7 protein-coding genes are annotated in these 11577 nt (G+C 37.8%); 3 read left to right on the top strand and 4 right to left on the bottom strand.

Annotation, left to right across the window (positions count from 1 at the left end; genetic code table 11):
• Positions 1-738: 738 nt before the first annotated feature.
• The 3 genes from AAA970_RS27600 (at position 739) to AAA970_RS27610 (ending at position 4707) form a co-directional block, all read left to right on the top strand.
• Positions 739-1902: a transposase gene (locus tag AAA970_RS27600; protein ID WP_338240156.1), complete on the top strand. Its 1164-nt coding sequence runs from the start codon at positions 739-741 to the stop codon at positions 1900-1902.
• 549 nt (positions 1903-2451) lie between these two features.
• The gene (locus AAA970_RS27605) at positions 2452-3654 is read left to right on the top strand and encodes an ATP-binding protein (protein WP_338239640.1); all 1203 of its coding nucleotides are present in this window, start codon (positions 2452-2454) and stop codon (positions 3652-3654) included.
• Between the two features lie 333 nt (positions 3655-3987).
• On the top strand, positions 3988-4707 hold the full coding sequence (locus AAA970_RS27610; protein ID WP_338239638.1) for a transposase: 720 nt from the start codon (positions 3988-3990) through the stop codon (positions 4705-4707).
• 9 nt (positions 4708-4716) lie between these two features.
• Here AAA970_RS27610 and AAA970_RS27615 read toward each other — a convergent pair whose 3' ends face one another.
• The 4 genes from AAA970_RS27615 to AAA970_RS27630 all read right to left on the bottom strand — a co-directional run bounded on the left by AAA970_RS27615 (position 4717) and on the right by AAA970_RS27630 (position 9691).
• Entirely contained in the window at positions 4717-5685 is a 969-nt protein-coding gene (locus AAA970_RS27615; protein ID WP_338236266.1) for an IS30 family transposase, read from the bottom strand.
• A 692-nt stretch (positions 5686-6377) separates the two neighbouring features.
• On the bottom strand, positions 6378-7802 hold the full coding sequence (locus AAA970_RS27620) for a malectin domain-containing carbohydrate-binding protein (protein WP_338240157.1): 1425 nt from the start codon (positions 7800-7802) through the stop codon (positions 6378-6380).
• A 184-nt stretch (positions 7803-7986) separates the two neighbouring features.
• Positions 7987-8373 carry a hypothetical protein gene (locus tag AAA970_RS27625; RefSeq protein WP_338240158.1) on the bottom strand — a complete coding sequence of 129 codons (387 nt, stop codon included), beginning with the start codon at positions 8371-8373 and terminating at the stop codon, positions 7987-7989.
• 1069 nt (positions 8374-9442) lie between these two features.
• A complete protein-coding gene (locus AAA970_RS27630; RefSeq protein ID WP_338240159.1) occupies positions 9443-9691 on the bottom strand; it encodes a type 1 glutamine amidotransferase family protein in 249 nt (82 codons plus the stop codon).
• Positions 9692-11577 lie beyond the last annotated feature (1886 nt).

Here is an 11577-nt window from a genome sequence, read left to right on the forward strand (position 1 = left end):
CTTGATGTCTCACATCCTGAAATATGTTGGCAACTAAGCTTTCGATTGGTAATATTTAAATTATAGGTTAAGGCAAAAAAATAATATTTAATATAAAAAAATAATGATTTAGTGGTCTTTTACTTTACTGTTAATTATTGTTCACTCGAAAGTCTATATTTATCTGTTGAAGTAATAAAAATCGCCCGTGAAATAGCCTGTCGAAAATTTGTTTTTTTGATCACCACGCCATCGTTTTGAATCCGATAGAACAGTTTTTCATCTTAAAATCACTTGTAAAATGAACATATTCGACAGCATACCTCTGAATTAGTAAACATCCAGATTTAAAGGGCAACTAGATTCGGCGCGGCATTTGTTGAGACTAATTTGCGCTGATTAGCCGGATAAATATATCCAACACTCAGTTGATTTCCATTTAATGAACTCTTAGATAATATAAAAATCACAGTGAGACGAAACTAAGAAAGACATCTAGACTGAGTAATTCTTGATATCATTCGATAAATAATAAAGATAAATGAATTTTATAATTAAAAATTGATTATATTTTTTATTTGTAATTTATATATATAGTTTTCAACAAGTTACTTTTTGGTGCTTATTTAATACAATACTCCGTAGAGTTTTGAGCTATTGTAAAAAAAATGGTGACCTGTATATTTGTATCGCCAAACACCAACATACTAAGTCACCATCAAGAGCATCGAAACACTCCTAGCGCAAATATTCCATAAAATGTTAGACATTAACAAATGGGAGAGGGATTTCATGATAGAAAATTTGAAAGGACTACTGTCTTTCCGTGGTCGTAATAATTTCACCAACATGAGTCGGTATCTGCGGTACAATGAGGCCACGATTAGATCATGGTATGAAAAATATTTCAATTACCTTTTTTTCAATATTGAGCTCATTAAGACACTTAAAGATGAATTGCGCATCATTGCCTTTGATCCAAGTTATGTTTCCAAAAGTGGTCAACTCACCCCAGGTTTAGGGTACTTTTGGTCAGGCTGCGTTAATTCAACAAAAAGAGGTCTAGAAATTACTGGAATAGCAAGTGTTGGCCTCGAAAGTAAAACCGCAATGCATTTAGAGGCCCATCAAACCTTTAAGAGTGAGGACGAGTCATTTAATTTGTTGACCTTTTATGCCAATTTGATTTTGTCAAATGTTGAATTGTACAAGCAAGTATCAGATAGTGTGGTTGTTGATGCTTACTTTTCGCGCTTTACATTCGTCGATCCAATAGTAGAAAAAGGGTTTATTGTCATTAGTAAATTGGCTAAAAACGCATTTCTTCGTTACAGAAATACCGAACCACCTACCGGAAAAAGAGGGCGACCCAAGGTCTATGGAGAAAAAGTGAAATTTAATAATCTTGACCAAAGACACTTTACACTATGTTTCAAAAATGAAAACTCGGAGGCTTTCGAAGCAGAGGTTCATAGTAAAAGTCTTAAACGATGGATCAAGTGTGTGGTCGTCGTTACTGAGCTTGACAATGGGAAAACCAGACGAGAAATTTTATTCAGTACAGACATTAATCAAAGCGGTTCCGCAATAATTGAGCGTTATCGACTTCGGTTTCAAATTGAGTTTCTATTTCGAGATGCCAAACAATTCACCGGTTTGACTCACTGCCAAGCAAGGAGTAAAAATAAGATACATAATCACATCAATATGTCCCTAACGGCGGTGTCCGTGGCAAAAGCGCTTCACTATTTTGATAATAAAACCGAAGAAAAGGAACCCTTCTCATTATCAAGTATTAAGATGCTATATTTTAATCGAAACTATATCCAAAGAATATTTAAAGGGTTCGGGATTGCCCCCGAACCTTACGATAATTCAGAGCAAATGCTCCAGATAGAGAGATTTGGCTGTATTGCGGCCTAATTCTTTACGGAGTATTGTTAATATCATTATTAGTGATATTAATAGTATTTTTTACTTTAATGTATTTATTAGGTTATTTATTATTTGATAAAAAACAATCGCTCTGCCTAAAAATGATGGCTTATTTGGTACTCAAGTCTAAACATATATACTTTTACCCCATACCCTAACCCTATCCAAAATCAGAATACCCTAACTCACTGGTATTCTGATTTTTTTTGCTTCCTACCGAGAACTACTACCCTACCCGTTCAAAATTTTTCAAAATGAAGGGAATTTCCATGCTTACTTACACCTTCATTAATACAACATTCCAAATGCCCAAAGCGGAATGACTCGGCCTTCCCCATATTCAATATCATCCTTGACCACGAACGCATGGTCTAGTCCTTGAATTTGCTTCTGCGTTGTATTTTTTCCATCGATCACAAAAGTGTGTTGACCATAAGCACGCATCAGCTTCTTTTTAGAGATTTAAGCAAATATAAGTGAAATGCCCTGAATAAGTGATTAATTTTGGTTATTTTGCCTTGAAAACAAGGCATTTTAATGGAAAAACTACAGCGGACATTTCTGAATATTCTGAAAAATACTAGTTTAAACTTCCAGCGTAGGTTTAATATTGATTGGAATAACCGGATGACGGCTATTATTGGCGCCAGAGGAGTCGGTAAAACCACCTGGATTCTACAACAGATCAAACTAAAACACCCTGATCTTCAGCAGGTATTATTTGCTTCATTGGACGATTTGATTTTTTCCAACAGGACTTTAGTGGATGTGGTGGATGAGTTTTATGCTTTTGGTGGGCGATTTCTTTATCTGGATGAGGTGCATAAGTATCCCAATTGGTCTCAGGAATTAAAGAACATATATGATAGCTACCCTGACCTCAGGGTTGTTTTCACGAGCTCTTCCATTCTCAATATTTACAAAGGAGAGTATGATTTAAGCCGGCGGGTGGTACAATACCAAATGGATGGTATGACTTTTCAGGAGTATCTGGATTTGAAATATCAGCTCCGACTACCCCCATTAAGCCTTGATGACATTTTCAACCACCAATATGAAGAACACTTAAATCTGATTGGTGAGGAGAACCTGCTGCCACGTTTTCATGAGTATTTATCTGAAGGCTATTACCCCTTTACCGTGGAGCCGAACTTCCATTTTCGGCTAAAAAAAGCACTGGAACAGGTGATTGATATTGATTTATTAAAACTAGAATCCATGACGCTGGCGAAAGGACAAAAAATCAAAAAAGTCCTGGGGATAATTGCAGATATGGTCCCTTATAAACCCAATATTGCGGAGCTCTCTAAAAAAACAGGTATTCACCGGGATGAAATAGCGCTGGCTTTTCATTTGCTGGAACGAGCGAGAATACTCAATTTACTGATTTCAGATACTAAAGGATTTAACCTTTTACCCAAGCCGGAAAAAATATATTTCGAAAATACTAACCTTGCCTATGCCCTAAGCGGAACGCCTGAAATTGGAAACGTCCGGGAAACTTTCTTTCTAAATGCGGTTAAAAATGCCGGATTCCTGGCTAATGATTCCAAAAAATCAGATTTTATCCTGAATAAGAAATGGACCTTTGAAATTGGCGGCCGAAACAAGACTAATCAGCAAATAAAAGGTATTGAAGAAGCCTTTGTGGTAAAGGATGGCATCATCAGAGGAAGCCAAAACACCCTGCCTTTATGGGCTTTTGGGTTTTTCGAAAATACTTTTTTGAAGGAAGGGTAAAGAGATACTGTCGCGTTAATCCGAATAATTCACCGCTAAATGTATTCATCCAATGGTTTCACCATCAGTTCAATACAGGTGTTATTAATTGCCCCAAATTTGGGCGATTAATACATTAACAAACATAACCTTATTGAACTGTAAATAAGTTATTTAAGGTTAAATACTAAATCTAACAGTAAATAGGGTCTGCTGAAATATCGAGAGCTATCTAAAAACGACTGAAAATCAACCTAATAAAACACTTTGAATCTCTTTTAGTGCAAGGGGAAATTTAGTAAATTGTCCTTTAAATAGCCCCAGGGCTCCTTTCCTACTTTTTTTGCTTGCACCATGATTAAGCATTCCCCTGATCAACTCGAGATTTCTGATTTTATGGACCCTTATTTGGGAGTCCTTAATCCCAATAACAGATGGATTATTTTGGCCAAAGAAATTCCTTGGCGTCAATTAAAAAGGATCTATGAACGGAACATGTCCTCCGACAAAGGAGCTAGACCTAAACCAGCGCGATTAGTGATTGGAGCCTTGATTATCAAACACAAATACAAGTTGTCTGATAGAGAAACAATTGAACAAATCAAAGAAAGTCCATATCTACAATACTTTGTTGAATTGCATAAATTCCAACATGATCAGGTATTTGATTCTTCATTATTTCCGACAATTAGAAAGCGATTGACCATAAAAGACTTTAATGATTTAAGTCACTTACTCCAGAGTCATGACGTTAGTATTGATGAGCAAAGCGAACTTCGTGATGAAAAAGATGTAGAAAGTAATACAAATTCTAATAAGCCTGAAATTGAAAACTCAATATCAGTTGACGCTACTGTAGCGGTGCAAGAAATTCCTTATCCGACCGACCTGGCTTTGATCAATAAGGCTCGTATTGAATCAGAAAAAATCATCGATATATTATGGAAATTTGTTAAAACAGATTCTAAGAAACCTAGAAGCTATCGACAAAAAGCCCAAAAAGATTTTCTAACCTTGACAAGAAAAAAGAAAAAAGGTGCCGATTTTTGGAGGGCTGCAAATCGAAAACCTTGAATTCCAATTTTAAATGCAAGTTTTATTGATGGTGATCAAATTTTTTCTTTCACCATGAATATATTCGATAGGCGTCCAAAAATTCAATTTCTTTCTTGGGCGATTATTGAGGGTTTCTTCTACTTGGAGTACTGAATTCATTTTGATATTGTCCATTGATTTCCCTTTAGGAAAGTACTGTCTTATTAGGCCATTTGTGTTTTCATTGGTACCCCTTTGCCAACTGGCGTAAGGGTCTGCAAAGTAGGCCACACAACCAACAGAGGCTTCTAATTCTTTATGGCATGCAAATTCTTTCCCATTATCACAAGTAACCGTCTTCCAAGGTATTAAAGATCTTGAAGCCATATCTTCTAAAGCTTTCAAAACATCTTTATCTGATTTGCTTAATGCTATTCCGATCAATGTATATCTAGACCTTCTACAAACAGCCGTAACCAAAACATTTGACTTCTCCTTGGTCCCTACCACAACATCAAGTTCAATATGCCCAAACTCCGATCTATTATCAGCCTCCGTGGGTCGAATATGAATAGGTTTCCGATCTGGAATTTTTGATCCATTTTTTGAATTAGATTTCCGTTTTTTCCTTTTCCCCTTACTGATCCTAAGGTGATTAGCCAATTCAGGGACACTATAAATGAATTGATAAATTCCTTCAACTGAGATCATAGGAGTCCCTTCCTCTTTGCATCTTCCAGCTATTTGTTCTGGGCTGAAATCATTATCAATAAGAAACTTACGAATTACTTGTTCCATTTCAGGGGTCCGTTTATACGGTTCCCGATTATTTTTACGATTGGCCAGGTACTTACTATGCGCCGTATCAGCGTCGTAATACCCTTTACGACAACGCTTTATTTCTCTCCCTATAGTCGATACATGAAATCCAACTTTATCAGCAATAGCTGTTTTATTGAACCCTATTTTAACTAACGCTTCAATTTCATATCTTTGTGTCAGGGTAATCTGGGCCATTGTTATTTCTTATTTAAGTGCAATTAGATTTAAATTTCAAAGGTACCGGATACCTTTTTTTTATGCCAAATAAACTTGCACTTAAAATTAGAATCCAGGTTTTAAAGTATAGATTCTAACTCCCTATTTAAACAGTGTTGAGTTGGAGAAATTTGCAATATTGTTTTCATCCAGGAGCTTATTTTAAGGCTAAAAAAATCAGTAGAAAAAAGAGGTTAGGACAAATTGTCCTAATCTCCTCCAATCTACAATTTATTGATATTCAACTCAACCAAAAACTGATTAACATCTTTATCTAAATCTTTCGCTTTTGAAGAGATCCCTGTGCGCAGATCTTCCTGAAAATCTTGGATTACCAGTTTTTGCTGCTTTTGTCTCCTTTGATTCGCTGAGGTTTTTCTGGCTGAGTTCGCGGAATTAGAACGGGAAGTGATCAAAGAGAAGACCCTCGCGGGCATTGCACTGGAGAAGGTCGAGGGGAAATTCAAAGGCAGAAAACCCGGCTCGAAAAACTTCCGGAAGCACCATCAGTAGGATAGCATGATGGCGCTTTTGGAATCCGGGAAATCGGTTACGGCCATTCATCGGTTGACTGGGGTGAGCCGGGTGAGTATTGCGAAATAAAGGCATGAAAACAAGGCTTAATATCAGTATTGAGCCTTGTTTTCCACTTTTTGAACCGGCGCTTTTATTTAATTGATAACCACTACTTTAAGTGATTCTACTCTTCCTTCCTTTTGCAGCTTTAATACATATGTACCCTTCGGGATACCATTGGAGAATTTAACTTCGTATAAGTTTCCCCTTTTTTCAAAGGTGAGTTTTTCCCTAATTCCCAACAAGTTAAATGCCACAATATCGAGCAGAGGCTCCTGAGATAAAATAGTAAAGATTCCATTATTGGGGTTGGGCCAAAGGGTAGTTTCTTTTACTCCTGCCTGCTCTCCATTCGTCATTCTTAGATTCTCCTGCCCCGCTTTTTCTAATGAAATAGCGGATACTTTGGCGTTATCAATTCCGTATTCCCCTAAATAAAATCGAATTTCTGTAAGTTCACTTTTTGCTTCAATCGAAAAAGACTTTTGTAGCGGAATATATTTTCCGCCAGACTCTGAAATAATATCCAAATTTTCCAATATATCAAAGCCATCCACTGAAACATTAAAACGCCGCATACCCACTTGCTCATGGTAAATCTCTTCAAAATACAATGTCAGGGTATATTTTTCTCCCTTTTCAGTGGGAAGCACATACTTAAAATCCTTACCATATCTTTCCCAGTCATATAAAAAATCAGAACCCCCTCCTCTATACACCTGTCCCCCAACGAAATAACTATCCGCATCAAAAGCCCGGTAAATCCCATATTTATTGTAAACCCGGCCTCTGTAAGGCCAAACAGGCTCTCCGCAACTAACATATAAATTGGGTACGCTTTCCACTTTTGCCCAATCAATGGCATTCACCATAGGCAGGTTCCGACTTCTCCGTCCTGGGTAAAAATCAATCTTAATCAGAGAATCCGCCGGTACGTAAAAACTTGGTGTGCCTTTTTTATATAGATAAAAATAAAACTCCTCTAACATGGTTAGATTATTAATATCTACACTAAAAGCTCTTGGCATGCTTTGAGGATAAGGGACTGCTTTCCCCAAATAATTTTCAAAAAAATGAAGATTCACCTTGTATAACCCTTTCTCTTCTACAGGAATCTCATAAGAAAAGATTCCAAATCGTTCGCTCTTCAATTTTGAAGTGGACAATAGATCATAACCAGGCTCAATATAAGTACGCCCCCCAACATAATATTGGTCTATACCGTTAGCATCAGATTGAATATAAGATGTGCTGGTACTCCCGGCGTTAATACTTCGTACCTTAGGTGGTTTTCGTATTTGGATCGCATTCAATGTAGGAATTTGTTCAGGCCCTGCCTTTCGGCTTTCAGTAAATGAAATCTCGATATAGCCATCTGTCACCTCTACATTAGATCTTTCCTGGGTAATATATTTTTCGGGATCGGGCTCATAGTTTGATAAAAATCGTTTACCATTGATGGTCATATCCATCATAGCCGGCACACGGTTTTGCAGGTATAACCAAAAGAATTCCACCACATAATTTCCATTCTCTATCGAATTCGATAAGTGAAATAGCCGTCTCTGGCCGAAAATAAACTGATAAAATCCTCAGAGGAGCTGGAAACAGTCTTACTTGCATTAAAAGTCAAAAACTTTTCATCAGATTGATAAAGCCCTTTTTCAGGTCCTCCCACATTGATGTAAATTTCATTTTTATCAACTAGGCTTTTGGAGTGATTCTTTCCAATAAAGGGTCTAAATCTCTGGTATTAATCTTATAATATAAATCATTAATCTTTAACACATTATGATCCTCATACAATTCATAATCCCAGAATAATCCGGTTGACTCGGGATCAAATACACCTTTGTACTCTTCCACATAGTTATAATATGGGGAATCTAAAAATTCAGATAATTTTTCTGTCTTTGTAGGATTCTCTAGGCCTGATGTAGCTTTTTTAAAACCAAATAAATCCAAAGGAAAAAATGTGTCAGCGGAAAAATGCGAGGGAGTTTCTTCCAGATAGTCAACTTTTCCTTTTTGGATTTTGATACACTCTATCCATGGATATTTGCTATTATAATTCTCCGGTTCGTCAATCAACAACTTCAAATATAAAGCTTCCTGATCGCATAAACCCTATTTTTTTCTCTTCAAAAGCCTTTTTAAATTGGGCATAATCCATATCCCGAGAAGGGTAACTCATCAGCACCCAATCATTTAAAGTAAAATAATAAATTTGATTACCAGCTAGGGCAAATAATACCTCATCTTTAATAAACAGGTATTTCGCAGATAATGCTGGATAATTGTTAAACTCTCCAGTTTGGTATCATAAGAAGATATCCACTCCCTATCCGTAATAAAAATACTTTTTCCTTAAATGTTAATATACGATAGTCGTATACGGTTTTATACGGTAATGGATTCATCCCACACAGCCGTAACATCCTCCTTTAGAATTGCATTAAAAGAATGTTTGGAGTGGTGAAATTTGTTTGGCCAGGCTGTAGGGCACAAATAAAAATATCAATACAATAGTTAATAAATACTTCATATTCAACAGGCTTTGGTTATTACCTTGTAAGATTATTGATAGCTATTGTTAAGCCTCGCTCACTTATTTGGTCATAATATTCGCTTAATAAAATAAATGCTTCTAAAATTATAAAATTTGAAAAGTTGGTAATCTCCTTCATTTACCAATCTCCTTACAAGCGTGTTTAAAACACCACTGCCCTACTGCAATTTCGGATTATTGGAAATGATTTTAACCCGAAAGATGCCTACTCTTAACCCTCGTTTAACTGCAAGTCGGGAAAATGAAGGAATAGTCCGCTATTTCGAGTTTTTGTCCAAGGAAACAGAGGAAGGAAGAGCAAGCACGCTTGCCCAAATTTGGGCTGTACAAAAACCAAAGAAAAACAACTATAACAAACTGAATATAAGCCCCACTGACTGATTGAATGGATTGAGTTGTGAATAATTCGGGTTTATAGCGTGTTTAAAAGTCAAAATTCGCAGCGAAAATTTGTTTATGCAGAAGCGATACCCGATTACTTAGAGCGCATAGTATCGCTATTGTTAAGAAATTATCCAAAATCGCTTCCCATAATTCGAATTTGCGGCTGGAGGGGATGCTTTTAAACACGCTCATAAAGCATTTTTTAAATTAGTTTTGCTGCAAAACCTGCACTACTTTTTCCCCTAATAAATGCGCGGAGGCCGGATTCTGGCCGGTCACCAATCGACCATCAACCGAAACTTTTTCCGCCCAGTTTTCCGCTTTATCAATGCGGGCTCCTTTTTCAATCAGAGCGGTTTCCAGGGCAAAGGGCACCACTTCCTCTAATTGCATCTCCGCCTCCTCTTCATTGGTGAAGGTGCTAATGGTTTGCCCTCTACCAGATAGCGCCATCATTAAGCTGAATATTAATCAAGCCTGCCGGCCCGTGGCAAACCGCACTCACCACTCCCCCATTCTCATAAATTTCCGCGGCAATATCGGCCAATTTTTATCCTTAGGAAAATCCCACATTGTACCATGTCTCCGGCAAAGTGAATGGCCACATAGTCCGCCACATTCACTGCTTCAGGCTTTAGGGTATGCTGAATTTTTGTTGGAAAGCAGGATCTTCCCAAACCGCTTTGTTCACCTTATCTTCCAGGTCGAAGCCATCTACCGGGCTTGACCGGCTTTAGGGCTGACGATATCAATTTCATAACCGGCATTGGTTAACACCTCCCAGGGGTGCGCTACCTCACTCAGTAGTAACCGGTTTCCTTACCGGTATTACCGAGCTGCTGGTGACTCGTTACCACGAAAAGAATTTTTGCTTTTTGTGCATGGCTATTGTATTGGGAAAACAAAAGTAGCCCAACATTAAAATTTTAATGAATGATTTCATGTCAATAATGAATTAATATTGAAAGATCGAAATGACCTTTCTTATGAATAATTGAATTTACAGATTCTCCTGTTTTGCGTGATGGCTATAGTGGTTTGAGCAGCTTCACTTCCCGATGCTCCAACAAGGGGAGGATTTTCGCCAGTACCAATTCCTGATAGTGGCAGCAACTTTATGGGCTTCCAGCGCCTCCCTGTTCTGATAGCTTTCATAAAGCCAGAGCATGGTGGGCGCATGAAGATCCTGAAATGCTGATAGCGAGATTACCCGGCTCAGCAGTACTTTTCGCCTGCAACACCGGGAGCATGGACAATACCTCTTGCAGCGCATCTGCTTTTACTTGCCATTTGCGATAATCGTGATCATGGTCGTTTATTTCCTGTTAATGGGTTAAGCCGATTATTCATACTTAGAGCGCATTTAACAGCACACCATTCGGCTGCAAATCCGAATTATTGAAATCGATGTTTGAATTTTAAACATGCGCTGATTTCAATGATGCAAAATTGAGGAAAGTGTTCCTGAGGCAGAAGGAGGGAAAACACAAAAAAAAAGTGCGGCACGTCACACTTTTTTACCTTAGAGCATACTTAAAAAGCGCACCATCCCGCCGCAAATTCGAATTATTGGAAGCAATTTTAGCTTATAAACACGCGCTTACCGGCCGCCCTGAATCTGGCAATGAATCATTTGGGCTAATTTTCATTGTAAAGGCGGCTGAGCGTTTCTCTAGAAACCCCAGGTAAGCCGCGATATATTTTTAGGAATACGACTGCTCAATTAGGGTATAAGCGCAAAAATTCCTCATAACGACCACGAGGGTTATGGGTCAATAAAGACAGGATGCGTTTTGCAAAGCAATGTAACCGCTGGTTACTTTTTTCGAAAAAAATGCTCCATTTTATGCATCTCGGAGCAAATTTTCTCCCGTTTGTGTACCGAAAGCTGAAGCAGTTGACAATCTTCCATACAGTCAATATTAAATGGTGGCAGGCGTCTGATTAAAATAGCCTGATAATCCGCAATCCACCAGTCTTCAGCGGCAAACTGCAAGATATGACCTTACCCTCCTGATCCGTTAAAATGCTTTAGACAACCCCCAAGCACCCAGTTATCAAACGGTCATAAGTACCGGCTTGCACCAGATATTGATGCTTTCTGAGTTTTTTTTCTTCAAAATGCCCGAGTATATAACTAAACTCCTGATCGGTAAGTGGCGTGATGCGTTCGATGTGTGTCCTGAGCGGATGCATATAATAGCTGATTTTTTTAGAGCGGATTTAAAAGCCAATATTCGCAGCGAAAATTTGTTTATTGCAGAGGCGATACCCGATTATTTGAGCGCATAGTATCGCTATTGTTGAGAAATTATCCAAAATCGCTTCCAATAATTCGAATT

The organism is Persicobacter diffluens (assembly GCF_036244895.1).
Classification (GTDB): domain Bacteria; phylum Bacteroidota; class Bacteroidia; order Cytophagales; family Cyclobacteriaceae; genus Persicobacter; species Persicobacter diffluens.

What these genes read in the sequence shown, in the direction of transcription:
- AAA970_RS27600 (WP_338240156.1), top strand. Translation starts at nt 739, where the DNA reads ATGTTAGACATTAACAAATGGGAGAGGGATTTCATGATAGAAAATTTG.
- AAA970_RS27605 (WP_338239640.1), top strand. Translation starts at nt 2,452, where the DNA reads ATGGAAAAACTACAGCGGACATTTCTGAATATTCTGAAAAATACTAGT.
- AAA970_RS27610 (WP_338239638.1), top strand. Translation starts at nt 3,988, where the DNA reads ATGATTAAGCATTCCCCTGATCAACTCGAGATTTCTGATTTTATGGAC.
- AAA970_RS27615 (WP_338236266.1), bottom strand. Translation starts at nt 5,685, where the DNA reads ATGGCCCAGATTACCCTGACACAAAGATATGAAATTGAAGCGTTAGTT.
- AAA970_RS27630 (WP_338240159.1), bottom strand. Translation starts at nt 9,691, where the DNA reads ATGATGGCGCTATCTGGTAGAGGGCAAACCATTAGCACCTTCACCAAT.